The 17,043-nt window shown below is 55.1% G+C and carries 14 protein-coding genes; 6 read left to right on the top strand and 8 right to left on the bottom strand.

Features of this window, described 5'->3' with window-relative positions; translation table 11 throughout:
* Nucleotides 1-153: 153 nt before the first annotated feature.
* Nucleotides 154-1,902 (top strand): sensor histidine kinase, encoded by a 1,749-nt coding sequence (locus NST08_RS10050; protein WP_007133120.1) that lies wholly within the window; start codon nt 154-156, stop codon nt 1,900-1,902.
* A complete protein-coding gene (locus NST08_RS10045) occupies nt 1,899-3,509 on the top strand; it encodes a helix-turn-helix domain-containing protein (RefSeq protein ID WP_007133121.1) in 1,611 nt (536 codons plus the stop codon). Before NST08_RS10050 ends, NST08_RS10045 begins: the two co-directional genes overlap by 4 nt.
* 619 nt (nt 3,510-4,128) lie before the next feature.
* On the opposite strand, the gene NST08_RS10040 is transcribed toward NST08_RS10045, so the two are convergent.
* From NST08_RS10040 to NST08_RS10010, 7 genes are all read right to left on the bottom strand, one after another.
* Nucleotides 4,129-4,440, bottom strand: coding sequence for a hypothetical protein (locus NST08_RS10040; RefSeq protein WP_213617041.1), 312 nt, complete (start codon nt 4,438-4,440; stop codon nt 4,129-4,131).
* A gap of 664 nt (nt 4,441-5,104) precedes the next feature.
* A complete protein-coding gene (gene rbsB / locus NST08_RS10035; RefSeq protein WP_210095682.1) occupies nt 5,105-6,022 on the bottom strand; it encodes a ribose ABC transporter substrate-binding protein RbsB in 918 nt (305 codons plus the stop codon).
* A gap of 14 nt (nt 6,023-6,036) precedes the next feature.
* Complete coding sequence (gene rbsC / locus NST08_RS10030; protein WP_007129681.1) at nt 6,037-7,005, bottom strand: ribose ABC transporter permease RbsC; 969 nt, start codon at nt 7,003-7,005, stop codon at nt 6,037-6,039.
* Between the two features lies 1 nt (nt 7,006).
* On the bottom strand, nt 7,007-8,488 hold the full coding sequence (locus NST08_RS10025; RefSeq protein ID WP_251536940.1) for a sugar ABC transporter ATP-binding protein: 1,482 nt from the start codon (nt 8,486-8,488) through the stop codon (nt 7,007-7,009).
* A gap of 15 nt (nt 8,489-8,503) precedes the next feature.
* A complete protein-coding gene (gene rbsD, locus NST08_RS10020; RefSeq protein ID WP_007129679.1) occupies nt 8,504-8,902 on the bottom strand; it encodes a D-ribose pyranase in 399 nt (132 codons plus the stop codon).
* Nucleotides 8,899-9,783, bottom strand: a complete 885-nt coding sequence (gene rbsK, locus NST08_RS10015; RefSeq protein WP_007129678.1) for a ribokinase — start codon at nt 9,781-9,783, stop codon at nt 8,899-8,901. Before rbsK ends, rbsD begins: the two co-directional genes overlap by 4 nt.
* Nucleotides 9,783-10,766: a LacI family DNA-binding transcriptional regulator gene (locus NST08_RS10010; protein WP_007129677.1), complete on the bottom strand. Its 984-nt coding sequence runs from the start codon at nt 10,764-10,766 to the stop codon at nt 9,783-9,785. The genes rbsK and NST08_RS10010 overlap by 1 nt, the downstream gene beginning before the upstream one ends.
* Before the next feature lie 714 nt (nt 10,767-11,480).
* Between NST08_RS10010 and rocF the strand changes: the two genes are divergently transcribed.
* The 4 genes from rocF (at nt 11,481) to pdxR (ending at nt 16,416) form a co-directional block, all read left to right on the top strand.
* Nucleotides 11,481-12,389 carry an arginase gene (gene rocF / locus NST08_RS10005; protein ID WP_007129676.1) on the top strand — a complete coding sequence of 303 codons (909 nt, stop codon included), beginning with the start codon at nt 11,481-11,483 and terminating at the stop codon, nt 12,387-12,389.
* A gap of 93 nt (nt 12,390-12,482) precedes the next feature.
* Entirely contained in the window at nt 12,483-13,685 is a 1,203-nt protein-coding gene (locus NST08_RS10000; protein ID WP_007129675.1) for an ornithine--oxo-acid transaminase, read from the top strand.
* A gap of 196 nt (nt 13,686-13,881) precedes the next feature.
* Nucleotides 13,882-14,802, top strand: a complete 921-nt coding sequence (locus tag NST08_RS09995; protein WP_210095681.1) for a TIGR01777 family oxidoreductase — start codon at nt 13,882-13,884, stop codon at nt 14,800-14,802.
* A 177-nt stretch (nt 14,803-14,979) separates the two neighbouring features.
* Nucleotides 14,980-16,416 (top strand): MocR-like pyridoxine biosynthesis transcription factor PdxR, encoded by a 1,437-nt coding sequence (pdxR, locus tag NST08_RS09990; RefSeq protein ID WP_245256245.1) that lies wholly within the window; start codon nt 14,980-14,982, stop codon nt 16,414-16,416.
* 151 nt (nt 16,417-16,567) lie between these two features.
* On the opposite strand, the gene NST08_RS09985 is transcribed toward pdxR, so the two are convergent.
* Nucleotides 16,568-16,756 (bottom strand): hypothetical protein, encoded by a 189-nt coding sequence (locus NST08_RS09985; protein WP_007129672.1) that lies wholly within the window; start codon nt 16,754-16,756, stop codon nt 16,568-16,570.
* Nucleotides 16,757-17,043 lie beyond the last annotated feature (287 nt).

Here is a 17,043-nt window from a genome sequence, read left to right as displayed (position 1 = left end):
CGTTATCCGGACTTAAACCGGCAATATCCGGACTTTATCGCGGGAGGCCTCCAGGAACGCCATGTTTTTTTGCGTCTTTCGTTTTATAATAGCCTTACTATCCTTAAAACGCTTTCATTTCAAGGCGTTCGCGAAAGGAACTGGAGAATTCCGATGGTCAAGTCGCTTTATAACAAGCCTTATCCGATTCGGCATTATGTCAAAATCATGCTCTTCATCTCGATCTTCGCCCTTGTCGTCGATCTCGTGATCAGCTTCGCTTCGATCTTCATCGTCAAGCAGCAGTCCACGCGGTATTTGCAGGATACGGCGAATTTGTATATCCAGCAGATCAACCATGACTTCGCTTATATCAATCATTACATGGGATGGACGCTGGCTAACGACGAAAGCGTGAAGACGCTGGATGACAAGGATACCGAATACGTCGATTTCATTGAAGCAAGCGAACGCGTTCATAAACGATTTAACGAGCTGCAAAAAAATTACGGCCAGGGCTACAATTTCTTTTTTTATCTGAAGGAGCAGGACTTCTTCCAAAACTACGCCCCGATGTCCGTGACGTATTCGGAGTTTCTTGAGATCAAGGAGCAGATCGTTTCCTTAACCGATAGCAAAAACGTCTATGAGACCTTCTACTCCAATTGGAAGCCGATCCGCGTCCGGGATACCCACTACATCGTGAATATCGTACCCTATCATAACCGCTACTTGATCTGCCTCATTTCCGCCGACGACCTGATCCGGCCCTTGCGCGAGCTGAACCTGGGCGAGGAAGGCTACGTTTCCTTGATCGGATCAAACGGAGAAGCTATATCGGGCCCGGCAGCGGACGATGATCCGCGTACCCGCGTCAGCGGCGCGGCCGCTTCCTTGCTGAGGTTCCCGCCCTCAACAACCACTGTGACCAAAGCGTTCTCCAATGCGTCCTTTCATGTGCAGCTGGTGATCCAATTCGGCATGTTCGAGAAAATCATGATCGCCCAGCTGCTCATCATGCTGCTGTTCGTTGTGCTGACCTGCACGCTCAGCGTCGTCATGCTGTACTTCAAGAAAAAGGTGCTGAAGCCCATTCAGAATTTCTCGGAAAATCTGAGGCGCATTCATGAGGACAGCGAAAGCCTCGATTTTCGAAGCAGCGAGATCACCGAGCTGGAACAGGTCAATTCCCAGTTCAAGCATCTGATTGAACAGATCAAGAAATTCAAGATCGAAATGTACGAGCAAGAGCTGGAGAAGCAGCGGATCCAGCTGAACTATATGAAGCTGCAGATCAACCCTCATTTTTTCCTGAATTGCTTGACGAATATTTACAGTATGGCGCAGATGCAGATGCATAAGGAGATCGAGTACATGTCCTTGTCCACATCGAAATACTTCCGCTATATCTTTCAAAGCGGCGATGACTTGGTCAGGCTGGGCGACGAGATTGAGCATGTCCGCATTTATTTGGAAATCCAAAAGCATCGTTACCAGGACGCGTTCATGTACCGGATTACCGGAATGACCGATGATTTGAGCGGGCTGAAAATCCCGCCGTTGCTGCTTCAAACCTTCATTGAAAATGCCGTCAAATATGCCGTATCCCGCACCCAGACGCTGTTAATAAGCCTTGACGTTTCTCTGCTAACGGAGGGAGAGCATCCCCGGCTCTGCATCGAAATTTCCGATACCGGGCCCGGGTTCCCGCCGGACATCCTCGAGCAGCTTCAGAACGGGCGGCCGCTTAAGCAAGCTGGCGGAAAACGCATTGGCATCATGAACACCCTGCAGCGGCTGGAGCTCCTCTACCAGCGCCGGGCCCGGACGTTTTTCGATAACCGCGAGGACGGCGGCGCCCGGATCATCCTTGAGCTGCCGCTGCTGCTATCCAACGCAACCCTGAAAGGAGCCGAACGATGAACGTATTGCTTGTGGATGATGATGTATTTGTCGTAGCCGCCCTGCAGCAGAAGATCGATTGGAATGCGCTCTCGATTGAGGGGGTGTTTACCGCATATAATGTCGCCCAGGCCCGGGAGATCCTGCAGCAGCATGCCGTGCAGATCCTCATCTGCGATATCGAAATGCCGCAGGGCAGCGGCCTTGAGCTGTTAGGCTGGATCCGGGAGGAGCGGTACGCCGTGCAGACCATCTTCCTGACCAATTACGCGGACTTCAACTACGCGCAGAAAGCGATCGAGCTGCAGAGCTTCGATTATTTCCTGAAGCCGATCGAGTTCGATAAGCTCACCTTGATCATCTCCAAAGCGATATACAAAGCAAAGGAGCAGCAAAGCTATCAGGAGGCGCTGAAGGAAGGACAGCTGTGGAAAAAAAATCAGCGTAAGCTGCAGGAGCAATTCTGGCGCAAATGGATACACGAGAAAAGGCCTTCGGTGGACGCCGCCGCCATCGCGGAATCAGCCGCCGAGCATGATGTGTCTTATCTCACGTCCGATCTGTTTACTCCGGTCCACCTGACCATTTTCCCGTACGATCGGAGCCTCGGGAAGGAAGACAAGGATCTGTTCGACTACGCGCTGCTCAATGTGCTTAGCGAGCTGCTGGATGATCCTCGCTTCTCGGTGGAGACGATCCAGGAGTTTAGGGATTATAACTGGATCCTTGTGCTGAAATGGAGCCAGGCTTCGGATCCTGCGGCGATCGAGTCGGCGTTCCTCTCGTTCATTCAGCAAGCCAACAAATTCCTCAAGAGCGATGCCTGCTGCTGCATCGCCGATACCGCGGAGCTTGGACGCGTTCCAGGCTCCATCCGGGAGCTGCTGCAGATGAACGAGGATCTGATCAAGAAGCGCAATCAAATCATGTTCCTGGCGCATCATCCGCTGGAGGAAACCGCTTATTCTCCGCCCGATTCGGCTTCATGGGAGGCGCTCCTGCACCAGAATGACCCGGCGGCGTTTCTGAATGAGATTCGCGGTTATTTGCGGAATCTTGCCCGCCAAGGCGTCTGCAATGCCTCCGTGCTGAGGCAGTTCCGGATTGACATCGTGCAGCTGGTGTACGCCTATCTGAAGAGCCGGGAAATCCAGGCGCACAAGCTGTACAGCGGCAAGACGCATGACCAGCTGTTCCTGCAATCGCTGAACTCGATCGAGGATATGGAGAAATATATCGCGTATCTGGTGCAAACCGCGGCGGACTATCACTTTTTCGGCGATCCCTCTCCTACGGTCGTTGAGGAAATCCGGCAGTACATCCACCGCCATTACGGGGACGATCTGACACGCGCCAGCCTCGCGGAAATCGTCTATCTGAATCCGGATTACTTGGCCCGCGTATTCAAGAAGGAAACCGGCGTATCGCTCGGCACCTACATCATTCAGGTCCGCATCAAAGCGGCCCGGCAGCTGCTGGAAACGACTTCGCTCTCGGTCTATCAGATCGCGGCCAAAGTCGGGTATTCGAACTATTCTTATTTCTCGAAGCTGTTCAAGCAGGATACCGGCTGGTCGCCGAGCGACTACCGCCGGGCGGTGGCCGAGGGGCAGCGCGTGTTGGGGTGAGGGCGAAGAGCATGCTGCGCGGCAGCTCCATGTCCTATAAAAAGTATGCGGGTCATGCTTCCTTCCGTGTGTCATCACTCCGCATGCGGATCATGCCTCCTTCTGTGAGCCATTACTCCGCATGCGGATCATACCGCCTTCTGTGTGCCATCACTCCGCATGCGGATCATACCGCCTTCTGTGTGCCATTACTCCGCATGCGGATCTTGTCTCCTCTTGTGTGTCATCACTCCGCATGCGGATCATACCGCCTTCTGTGTGCCATCACTCCGCATGCGGATCATGCCTCCTCCTGTATGCCATTACTCCGCACGCGGAACATGCCTTCTCTTGTGTGTCATCACTCCGCATGCGGATCATACCTTCTCTTGTTTGCCATTACTCTGCATGCGGATCTTGTCTCCTCTTGTGTGTCATCACTCCGCATGCGGATCATGCCTCCAATCTCTGTTGTCCTCTAATTTTCTGGAATGATCTTATCTGTAGTTAAAATTAGAGGACAAAGGAGAACGCTCCGCTTTTCCGGCATGATTCCGCCTGCTCCGTTGAAGCCTTTTTGCGGGATTGAAGGATGGATCAGTGACTTTATGGCAGCTCAGATACGCTGCCTGCACGCAGCTCACACGTACCTTTTGGGGACTTGCTCCCCCTTCTCAGGCTCGGTCGCGCTCCACACGTCCCTTTTCGGAACTTGCTCGCCCTTTTTGCGCTCGTTTGCGCTCCACACGTCCCTTTTCGGGACTTGCTCGCCCTTTTTGCGCTCGTTTGCGCTCGACACGTACTTTTTCGGGACTTGCTCGCCCTTCTCAGGCTCGGTCGCGCTCCACAAGTACTTTTTCGGGACTTGCTCGCCCTTCTCAGGCTCGGTCGCGCTCCACAAGTACTTTTCCGGGACTTGTTCGCCCCTCTTACGCTCGTTTGCGCTCCACACGTCCCTTTTCGGGACTTGCTCGCCCTTCTTGCGCTCGTTATCGCTTCACACGTCCCTTTTCGGGACTTGTTCGCCCTTCTCAGGCTCGGTCGCGCTCCACACTTGCTCGCCCTTCTTGCGCTCGTTATCGCTTCACATGTCCCTTTTCGGGACTTGTTCGCCCTTCTTGCGCTCGTTTGCGCTCCACACGTCCCTTTTCGGGACTTGTTCGCCCCTCTTACGCTCGTTTGCGCTCCACACGTCCCTTTTCGGGACTTGTTCGCCCTTCTCAGGCTCGTTTTGCGCTCCACAAGTACTTTTCCGGGACTTGTTCGCTCCTTCCGGACTCACCCTCGCCCTGCAGCGAGCATTCATAGCGACTTTACCGACCGATTCTCCCTAACTGCGGCCAAACGATCCTCTCAGAAGGCCTCTCATTGGAAAAAGCCAATAAAAAAACGCGGCTCCCGGCTTTTCAACCAGGACCGCGTTAAATCTATATTCCTTCTTTGAGCCAGATCTGTGAGCCGCGTTCGTTCTGTCCTAATTTCTTAAAGATCAGTTTCTGCGGCCCTCGCTCCTTATGCCTTCAAACCCACTTGAGCTGGCCATGCTTCTTTCTAATCCTTCAGCACAGCGGCATTATACGCACACCAAGCTTTAGCCAGCCACGCGTATTGCACAACTACTCCTTCACGACCATTTTCAGCGGAGCGGCGATGTTTTTCTCCACCTCTTTGCCTTGCAGCACATCCTTCGCCGCTTGAACCGCAAGCTGACCGATCAGCTCCGGCTGCTGCGCCACCGTTGCCGTCATGTTGCCGGCCTCGATCGATTTCAACGCATCCTCGTTACCGTCAAAGCCGATGACCATAATATCCTTGCCGGAGCTTTGGATCGCTTCGATTGCGCCGAGCGCCATCTCGTCGTTATGGGCGAAAATCGCTTTTGCATCCGGATTGCCCTGCAGCAGGTTTTCGGTTACGGTCAGACCTTTCGTCCGGTCGAAATCAGCTGCCTGCTTCGCAACTACGTTCAGCTGCTCATCCGCGATGACGTGGAAGCCTTTGCCGCGCTCACGCGTTGCCGATGCTCCCGGAACGCCTTCCAGCTCAATGACTTTGGCGTCCTTGCCCAGCTGCTCCACGATAAATTCCGCAGCCATCTGTCCGCCCTTCACGTTATCGGATGCGACCAGCGCCGCTACCTCGCCTTTATCCGCAGAGCGGTCCAGCGTTACGACCGGTATGTCAAGGCTGTTCGCCGTCTGCACCACCGTGGAGATGGCGGAAGAATCCGTCGGATTGATCAGCAGCGCGTCGACCCCTTGCTGAATCAGATCGTCCACGTCGTTGCTCTGCTTGGCGGAGTCGTTCTGCGCATCCACGACAACGACCTCGATTCCCTGCTTGGCCGCTTCTTCCACGACTCCGTCCTTCAACGATACGAAGAACGGATTGTTCAACGTGGAGATCGACAGGCCGATCTTCATATCTTCAATGTTTCCACTCCGCTTCGGCTTCGCCCATTCCGGCGGCTCCAGGGAACAGCCGGTGATGAAGACCAGCATGAGCGACATGAGCAATAGCGTTATTTTTTTCATAGTTCCTCTCTCCCTTAAGCCGATTTCTTCCGGTCGAGCAGAACGGCAATCGCAATGACGACGCCCTTCACGACCATCTGATAGAAGGAATTGACACCGAGCAAGTTGAGTCCGTTATTCAGGATACCGATGATCAGCACACCGATCAGGGTGCCGACGATCCGTCCCCGTCCGCCGGTCAAGCTCGTACCGCCAAGCACGACTGCGGCGATGGCATCAAGCTCGTACGATGTTCCTGCCGTCGGCTGGGCGGAGTTCAGACGGGATGTCAGAATCGCACCCGCCAGGGCGGACAGCATGCCTGCCAGGGAATATATCATAATTTTCACTCGTGAAACCTTAATACCGGATACAAGCGAAGCTTTTTCGTTGCCGCCAATCGCATAGGTTTTGCGTCCGAACGATGTCTTATGCAAAATTACCCACAGTACAGCAAACGTGATGATCATGGTAATGGCCGGCACCGGAATGCCCAGCAAATAACCGCGGCCGAACAGCTGGAACGCCAGGCTGTCGCCTAGACCCGTGATCGGATTCCCATTGGTATAGACGAGCGTCAGCCCCCGGAAAATCGTCATGGTCGCCAATGTTGCAATAAACGGAGCCATTTTTCCTTTCGTGATCATGAGGCCGTTAATCATCCCCATGACACCGCCGAGTGCCACCCCGATAATAATCGACAGAATCGGGTCGAAGCCCGCCACCATCATATTGGCGACAAATGCGCTGGACAGTGCCAGAATGGAGCCGACCGACAAGTCGATGCCTCCCGTCAGAATGACGAACGTCATCCCGAATGCAATCAGGGCGTTAATGGATACCTGGCGCAGCAGGTTCAGAATATTGAGCGGTTCCAAAAAACTCGGATTCAGAACCGAAACGATGACGATGAGAATGATCAGTCCGAGCAGCGGCCCGAGCTTTTGCGTGAAGCCTGAGACATTAAAGCCTTTTCCCGCCTTCGCATCATGAATGGTTGTCATATTATTGTCCTCCTGTAGCTAGAGTCATGATCTGTTCCTGCGTTGCGTTCTCTCCGCTCACTTCTCCGGAAATCCGGCCCTCGTGAACGACAAGGATTCGGTCGCTCATGCCGAGCACCTCCGGCAGCTCTGAAGAAACCATCAGAATGGCTACGCCGCGTTCGGTCAACTCATTCATCAGCTGGTATATTTCCCGCTTGGCTCCGACGTCCACTCCCCGTGTCGGCTCGTCCAGGATGAGCACGCTCGGACCAATGCCGATCCACTTGGCGATGACGACCTTCTGCTGATTGCCCCCCGACAGGTTCCGGGCCGGCGTCTCGGTCGTATGGGTCTTGATCTGTAGGCGCTTGGTCAGCGTGTCCACAAAATCCAGCTCTTTCTTCGCCGATATGAACCCCTTGGACGAGAAGCTGAACAGATTCGTCAGCGCCATATTTTCGCGGACGGAGAAGTCCAGCACTAGGCCCTCATCCTTTCGGTCCTCGGTAATAAAACCGATCCCGTGCTTAACCGCGTCATCCGGTTTTCGGATATTGACTTTCTTGCCGCGCACCCAGATCTCGCCGCTATCAAGCCGATCCAGTCCGAAGATGGCCCGCATCATTTCGGTGCGTCCTGCGCCCATCAGTCCCGACATTCCGACGATTTCGCCGGCTCTTACCGAGAAGCTTACGTTCTCGAATTTACCTTTGCTGCTGATGTTTTTCACTTCCAGCACCACATCGCCTGGAACGGGATGCCGGGCCGGATAGCGCTCGGTCAGCTCCCGTCCGACCATCTTGCGAACAACCTCGTCGAAGTTCGTATCTGGAATCGGCTTCGTATCAACGGATTTGCCATCGCGCATGACCGTAATCCGGTCGCATATCGTAAAGATCTCTTCCATCCGGTGCGAGATATAGACGATGGAGACGCCTTCCTTCTTGAGCGAACGGATGACCTCGAACAGCTTCTCGATTTCCCGTTCCGTCAGCGCCGCCGTCGGTTCGTCCATGATAATGACTTTCGCCTTGGTCATCAGCGCTTTGGCGATCTCGATCATTTGCTGCTGGCCGACGGAGCATTCACCGGCCTCCTGGGTCAGTGGAATCTTCACGGATAATTTGCCGAACTGCTCCTTCGCAAGCGCCTTCATTTGCTTCATGTTCAAAAACCCAAGACCCGACGTCGGCTCCTTGCCGATAAACAGGTTGTCCAGCACCGTCATCTCAGGCCAGATGTTCAGCTCTTGATGAATGAAAGCGATGCCCTTCTCTTCCGCTTCCTTCGGGCTGCTGAAGTACGTCTCCTGGCCATCGATGACGATCGTGCCTTCGTCCCGGCTGTGCAGCCCGGTCAGGATGTTCATTAGTGTCGATTTACCCGCACCATTCTCTCCCATCAGGGCATGGACCTCTCCTTCCCGGAGATCAAAGTCCACGCCTGCCAGCACCCGGTTTGTCCCGAAAGACTTATGAATATTCTTCATCTCAATGTTCATGGTGCAACCTCCTTATTAGCCGAAATGAACCCCCGCCTGTAAAATGCAATTCGCATACGGCTTCGCTTCACCCGTGCGGATGACCGCCTTCGCGTCTCCCATCAGCTGCTTGAACCGCTCATGCGGGCAAGCTTCAATCTCGCAATCCCGGAATGTATCATGTATATATTGCAGTGTTTCCTTATTTTCAGCCTTCATCTCTTCGGCGATCACTACCTTCTCGATGACCATGTCCTCCGCGATGGCATCCACGACCTCCTTGAAGCCCGGGGTGCCTAGACGCAAGGCCAGATCGATCTTCGGAACTCCCGGCGGCACCGGAAGTCCGACATCGCCGATAACGATACGGTCCGTATGTCCCAGATCGGCCAGCACCTTCGCAATATGGCTGTTCAGCATGCCGTTCTTCTTCATCGCAAGCTGCCCCCTTCCACTTCGCGGCGGGTCGGCATGCCGCCCTGTGCCCCGAACTTCGTTACCGACAAGGCAGCCGCCCGATTGGCAAAATCCAGGCTGTCCGAAAGGCTCATGCCTTCGGCAAGGGCCACCGCGAACGCCCCGTTAAACGTGTCGCCCGCGCCCGTCGTGTCGACCGCTTCGACCTTGTAGCCGGGAACAACAACCTCCTGCGAACCGTCGTAATAGCGTACGCCCTTCTTCCCTTCGGTCACAATCAGCTTGTTCGGATAACGCCGCAGCACCTCGCCAAGAGGCTCTTCGCCAAACAGAACCAACGCTTCATGCTCGTTCGGCGTAATATAAGCAGCTTTCTCGATGACCGACTGCGGCACCGGCCGGGCTGGCGCTGGATTAAGGATAAGCGGTACGCCGTATTTCGCACACAAATCGCTTACATGCACGACCGTTTCCTCCGGAATTTCCTGCTGGATCAGCACGATATCCGATCCTTGAATAACCTCGGCGGCCCGGTCAACGTAGTCCGGCGTTACCAAATCATTCGCTGCCTTCACAAAAACGATGCTGTTATCCCCTTCGGCCAAAATAATGTGAGCCGTTCCGCTCTCCATATCTGTAACCGGTTCCACATAGTCGGCAACAATACCATTCGCTTTCAAATTGTTCAAAATGACCTGGCCGAACGAATCGTCGCCTACGCGGCCGATCATGGTCACCTCGGCGCCAAGCCTTGCTGCAGCAACCGCTTGATTCGCTCCCTTTCCGCCGGGGACCGTCTTGAAACTGTCCCCGAGCACGGTTTCGCCTGCTCTCGGACGCTTGGCGGACGTTACCACCAGGTCCATGGATGCGCTTCCGATTACCGTTATTTTAGCCATTATGATTCCACCTTTCTCGTTGTCTGGCGCTCCATAAATGTGACGGAAAACTCGACGCTGCTTCGCTCCATCCGTTCTCCCTCAATCAGTCCGATCAGCAGCTTGGCCGCCTCCCGGCCCATTTCATAAGCAGGCTGATGAATGGTCGACAGCGAAGGGTACAGCAGGCTGCTGAGCAAAATATCGTCAAAGCCGATGATCTGCACGTCCTCCGGCACTCTCTTTCCCAGCCGATGCGCTTCCTTTAATACGGCGGATGCCAGGATATCATTACTTGCAATGACGCCGTCCGTATCGGGATACTGCCGGAACACTTCCTGGGCAAAGCCTTCTGCGCGGGATAACGAAAAGGATGTCGTCTTCAGCACCTGAAACGATGCGCCTTGCTCCGCCAATGCTTCGGCTGCCCCCTCAAAGCGTTCCTGCGCCGGCCGCACGTTCGCCGGACCTTGCATCAAGGTGATTGCCTTGCTGCCGCGGCGCACGATTTCCCTTGCCGCAATCCGTCCGCCCTCACGTCCATCGGCATATACCGACGGCCGGTCATTGGATGTCCGGTCCAAAAATACGACCGGTATGTTCAAATCCTGATACATGTCGGCGTCAGGATCATTGGTTGAGGAAATGACCCCCACCACGTTGTTCTGGATAAAGGTCTGGATGTACTCCATTTCCTTCTTCTTGCTTTCATCGCTGTTCCCGAAAATCAACCGGTAGTCGTTCTCCTGCATCTCATCCTCGACACCGCGGGCGAGCTGCGGGAAATACGGGTTCATAATATCCGGAAGCAGCAATCCGATTAGTTTCGATTTTCGTTTATATAAAGACCTTGCCACCTCATTGGGCGTATAATTCAACTCGCGGATCGCCTGCTCCACCTTGGAGCGGGTATCCTCATGTACGTAACCGTTTCCATTTAAAACCCGTGAAACGGTAGCGACCGAAACACCAGCGTGCTTGGCCACATCTCGAATGGTCGTCATCTGCGTCATCACCTCATCCATGTAAACCGATGTGTAACCGGTTACAGGTATAGATTATCACAAACGCTTTCATGGCGCAAGCATTTTAACTCCGGGATTTTTTTACAGCGATTTCAGTCTATTGGAAATGTACTATTTCCCGCATTGCTTCACTCACCATTGTTTATTTGCAATCATCTCACGTCCTGCTTCCTCTCCATGGATTACCGGCAGTCGCCTTCCGTCTTGTTCCCTCATCATCGCCTATCGGCAATCGCCTTCTGTCTTGCTCCCCACCGTCGCCTATCTGCGATGTCGCCAACTTCGATCGTCCTTTAGGCTGTCGCCATATTTGTCCTTTCGCCTGACTAACCGCCCAAGCCATACAGCTAGGCCAAAGCATATGATGCATGACAGGCAGCATTCCATCCCGCTCTTGCATCCCCGTCCCATTTCCGTGACTGCTCGTCTGCTCGCATGTACCACCTTACTCATTTTTTCGGATTCGCTTCGAGCGAACAGGAGGATGACCGAATCAAACGACGCAGGGGCGCTTAAATTTCTGCTGCGGGATGCGGGCTTGGTGCAGCATCCGTATGCTACCCGACGTTGGGCCGCAGCATGCCGCTGCCAAGGCTGGTCATCGCGGGGTGCAAACAGCGATCAAGGCGTCTTGACCCTCAGAACCAGCCAAAACCAAAAACCGTATCACTCATGACGGGAGGTGAGCATTGAATGACAAATCATCGATTCTCCCAAGTATCCGTCTTTTCCGTTCCGTTCGACCGGGGTGCCGCACGCAGGGGCGCCGCCCAGGGACCGGAGGCCCTGTTCCGGGCAGGCTTGGCGCGCAAGCTCCAGGCGCTTGGCGTCCAATATATCGCCGAACGGCTTGCTCCGCCGCCGCATGCTAAAGGCACGGCACGAGACGCCCGGCTAAAAAATCTACACGAGGTCCTCGCCGTAAACGAAGCGCTGGCCGCTAGAATCCACGCTGCCGCGGAAGCCGGCCACTTCCCCCTTGTGCTCGGCGGCGACCACAGCATCGCAATCGGCACCCTTGCCGGATTAACCCGGCACTATCATCAGCTGGGGGTCATCTGGATGGATGCGCATTCCGATCTGAACACGCCGGACACAACGCCCTCGGGCAATATTCACGGCATGTCGCTGGCTGTCGGCCTTGGGAAAGGCGACGCCCGGCTGACCGGAATCAGCGGCTACGGCTCTTTTATATCGCCTGAGCATGTTGTGCTTATCGGAGCACGGTCTCTTGACCAGGGCGAGCGGGAGCTGATCCGCCGCGAGGGCATCACCTGCTACACGATGCAGGATATCGACCGTCTGGGCATGTTTCGTGTCATGGAGGAATCGATTCGCATCGCATCTTCCGGAACGGATGGCGTCCATCTCTCCTTTGACATTGACAGCGTCGACCCATCAATCGCTCCGGGAACCGGGACGCCGGTGCCGGGCGGCCTCAGCTACCGGGAGGCACATCTTGCGCTGGAAACGCTGCATGAAGCCGGAATCCTCGTCTCCGCCGAGTTCGTGGAGAGTAATCCCCTGCTGGACTCCGGCCAGCGTACGTCCCGGCTCCTGGTTGGACTCATATCCTCCCTGCTGGGGGAACGAATTCTATAAGCTTTACGACGTATTACACGGGAGAAGTAAGTGTATGCAGGCTGGCACTGACCGTCTGCATGCTCTTTATGGCCCGAAGGAGGACGAAAAAGCATGCACCGCAGTATATCCCATATCGAGCGGTCCGAAAGGTTCGGCGCCCGGAACTACCACCCGCTTCCCGTCGTCGTGACGAAAGCGGAAGGCGTTCACGTCACCGATGCCGATGGCAATACCTATATCGATATGCTTAGCGCATACTCCGCCCTTAATGCCGGTCACCGCCATCCCCGGATCATTCAGGCGCTTAAGGACCAAGCGGATCAAGTGACTCTGACCTCGCGCGCATTTTATAATGATCAGCTCGGCTTCTTCTATGAACGTTTGTCTAGCTATACCGGCAAAGACTTGATTCTTCCGATGAATACCGGAGCGGAAGCGGTGGAAACGGCCCTTAAGGCAGCCCGCCGTTACGCGTACCGGAACAAGGGCATCCCCGAGGATCAGGCCGAGGTCATCGTCTGTGAAGGCAATTTCCACGGCCGGACGATCACCATCACCTCCTTCTCCTCGTCGGAGGAATACCGGAAGGAGTTCGGCCCGTTTACGCCGGGCTTTAAGCCGGTACCCTACGGCGACCTGAATGCCTTGGAGCAGGCCATCACGCCGAATACCGCCGCATTTCTGGTGGAACCGATCCAGGGCGAATCCGGCATCATCATCCCGCCGGACGGCTACTTAAGGGAAGCACGGGAGCTATGCAGCCGCCATCGCGTCCTTCTGCTCGCCGATGAGATCCAGACCGGCTTCGGCCGGACGGGCAAGCGGTTTGCCTGCGACTGGGAGCAGGTGGAGCCGGATCTTTACATCCTGGGCAAAGCGTTAGGCGGCGGCGTGTTTCCCGTCTCAGCCGTTGCAGCGGATCAAGACGTGCTTGGCGTCTTTGAGCCCGGCTCCCATGGCTCAACCTTCGGCGGAAATCCGCTGGGCTGCGCCGTGGCGATCGCTGCGCTGGATGTCCTTGAACAGGAAGAGCTCGCGGAAAGGTCACGGGAGCTTGGCGAATATTTTGCCGGCAGGCTGCGCACAATCCAGCATCCCGATTTAAAGGAAGTACGGGGAAGAGGCCTGTTCATCGGCATGGAGCTTAACGTTCCTGCACGGCCGTACTGTGAACGGCTCATGAAGCTTGGCATTCTGTGCAAGGAAACCCATGAGCATACCATCCGCTTCGCTCCGCCGCTCATCATACGAAAGTCCGAGCTGGATCAGGCATTTGAATGTGTCAGACAGGCCTTTCAGGATACGACTCCATAATTTGAAGGCGCACCGCCAAGCTTTGCCGATAGCGCGTCACGCCTTTGCCTTTTGCCTTTGCAAAATGCAGCCCGTTCGCAAGTAACCTCGCCGACCTAACGGGCTGGCGGACGGGCCTGCCGCGGTTGATTGCATCCCCGCCGTCATCTATGATGAAATCAGATCGATAAGGGTCAGATGAAGGAGGCGGAAATTCATGCGTTATGCAATATGCGGAGGCACCGGCTTTATCGGGCAAGCGTTATCCAGACGCTGGTTAAGCCAAGGACATGAGGTTATCATCGTTACGAGATCGCTCCCTGACGCGGGACGCCAGCTACCGATTCAGCACAATCAAGGGCAATTGTCTTATCTCACCTGGGATAATATGAAGGACAGCCCGGAGCGGTTCGAGCATCTGGATGCGCTGATTAATCTGGCCGGAGCATCGCTCAGCCAGCGCTGGACGGAACGCGGGAAGAAACGGATTATGGATTCCCGGCAGCAGACCGTCTTGACCGTGGCTGAACTTTTGCACCGCCTGAAGCATAAGCCGTCCGTCGTTGTCCAAGCCTCGGCCATGGCCATTTACGGCACATCTGAAACGTTGACATTCGATGAAACCAGCGCTGCTGCCGTTCAGGATTTCCCGTCCCGTGTCGTACAGCAATGGGAAGCAGCAGCGGACCGCATGCCTGCCGAGCGCTTGATCAAGCTTCGCATCAGCGTCGTTCTCGGCAATGAAGGCGGCGCTTTTCCGAAGATGCTGCTTCCCTATAAGCTCGGGGCAGGCGGCAAAATCGGAAACGGCAAGCAGTGGTTCTCCTGGATTCATATTGACGACATGGTTGGCTTGATTGATTACTGCATCCGCCATGACGATATATCAGGCCCGGTTAATGCCGCCTCGCCGCATGCCGTCACGAATGACCAGTTCGGGCGAACGGTCGCCAGCGTGTACCGCCGGCCGCATTGGTTTCCCCTCCCTGCTGTTCTGCTTAAGGGGGCCCTCGGCGAAATGTCGCTCATTTTGCTCAAGGGCCAGCGCATCGTACCGGCAAAAGCGCTGAACCACGGCTTCCGATTCCGGTATCCCGAGCTTAAAGCGGCCCTAACGCAGTTAAAGGCGCAGAAATAGCTTCCTCCCTGCTCATCGTCTAACTTACCAAGCGCGTACCTATGAGGCCAGCCAATATGCAGCAACCTATATGGAATTTGTCATCATTATGTTACATATTGAAAAGCGATGAGGCTTGCGAAGGATGGTATGATAACAAAAGCGCCGCAACCATCTTTAACCGAAAGGATGAACAATTTGTGGGAACTTGATCGGACCAGTGCCAAACCTCTCTATAAACAGATCGCCGATGAACTGGAGCAAAAAATCGCTTACGGCGAGTTCCCGGCCGGCAGCGTGCTTCCGTCGGAACGAAAGCTGGCGGATCAGCTCGGTGTCAACCGCAGCACCGTGGTCTTGGCCTATTCGGAGCTTCGCTCGCTGGGAATTCTGGAGAGCCGTCCAGGCAGCGGCACGCGAGTCAGCGTCACGAAGTGGGGCGTCACGCCAAAGCATACGCCGAATTGGCACCGTTATGCCGAAGGCGGCAGCTTTCTTCCAAGCCCGCCCTTTTTGCGCAGAATCCGCGAGGCGCTTGAGCTCGATCCTTCGATGATCGATTTTGCAGGCGGCGAGCTTGCCGCCGAATTGTCGCCGCTCGAGGAGCTTCATGCCATCATGAGCGAGAAATGGCCCGTGATGTATCTTGGATACGACAACCCGCAGGGCTATGAGCCGCTGCGGGATACGCTCGTTTCATTTTTGCGGGAATACCGGGGCATCCATACGGCGGCATCGTCCATTTTAATTACATCAGGGTCCCAGCAATCGCTGTATCTCATTACGCAATGCTTGCTGTCGCCGGGGGATGCGGTTGCTATCGAAGATCCTTCGTACTGCTACTCCCTGCCTATGTTCCAATCGGCCGGGCTGCGCTTGTTCCGGCTTCCCGTCGACGAACAGGGCATCCATCCGGATGACATTTACGAGCTGTATCATAAACACCGCATCAAAATGATTTTTCTCAATCCAAACTTCCAGAATCCGACGGGGGCCCTGCTCTCTCCGGAAAGAAGGGAGCGTCTGCTGCATATTGCAGGCGAGCTCGGACTGCCGATCGTTGAGGATGATCCGTTTAGCATGACAGCTTATGACGGAAAGCCAGCGCCCTCTTTGAAATCTGCCGACCGCGCCGGCTCCGTTCTCTACATCGGCTCCTTCTCGAAAATGGCGGCGTCCGGACTGCGCGTCGGCTGGATGGTGGCCCCCCATTCGATCGTCAAACGGCTCTCCGACGCGAGGCAGCAGATGGATTTCGGATTAAGCGTCGTCCCCCAACAGGTAGCGGCCCAATTTTTGAACTCCCGCTATTTCCTCCCCCACATCGACCGGCTGAGGTCCAGATTGCGCCATAAACGCAATTTAACGATCGCCGCACTGGAGCGTGAGCTCCCCGGTATGATTCGCTGGAGACACCCGGAGGGCGGACTGCATCTGTGGTGCACCATCGCGCCTGAGGTGAATGACGGCAAGCTCCTTGAAGCCTGCATTCAGCGCGGCATGGTTTTCGTTCCGGGCAGTGTCTACGGATCTGCCTCCGGCCACGTGCGCTTCACATACGGCCGGGCGAATACGGAGGATATCCCGGAGGGCATCTCCCGGTTCGCCGCTGCCTTAAGGTCCATCTTAAACTGAGACCCCGCCTACTACGCTGACCACGCATTACTGTAACCGCGCAATGATGTAACCAACGCAACGATGTAACCAACGCAATGATGTAACCACGCAATGATGTAACCACGCAAAAGGCTCCCGGTGCTTGACCGGGAGCCTTGCGCGCCTATCGTCATTTAAAGATCAGCCATATCGCGATGAACGCAATGATGGAAGCCAGATAGATAATAAGCAGCTTCGTTAGATTTTTTCGGGTTTTGCGCATATAGTTCGGATTTTCTTTCTGGTTTTCCTTGGACAATCCCACCAGCAGCGTGGATACGCCCCCGATGATTGCCAGGGCGATCACGATGATGTACATAACCAATCCCCATACAACCCCATTCGATTATTCATTGTGACCTAACACCCCATGGAGCGGCTCCATGAGTTGATCCGGCGATTTACTTTCAAGTTTCATTATAATGAACAAACGGGACCCGCACACCATCCAATTGCCAGGCAGTTGCTCCCATCCAATTGTGCCCGGCCTACCGTGCTCACCGTCCCCATGCATCCAGCGCTCTGCTTCCTTGGGATTTTTCGTTTCGGCCCGGCAGCAGATAAATACCAGCCCCGGAAGAATACATGCTCAACCCCAAGAAATTA

The sequence above is a fragment of the Paenibacillus sp. FSL K6-1566 genome, from assembly GCF_038050475.1.
In the GTDB taxonomy this organism is placed as follows: Bacteria; Bacillota; Bacilli; order Paenibacillales; family Paenibacillaceae; genus Paenibacillus_AQ; species Paenibacillus_AQ lactis.
Note: the sequence above shows the minus strand (reverse complement) of the source record. Positions and strands in the feature narration are given on the sequence as shown.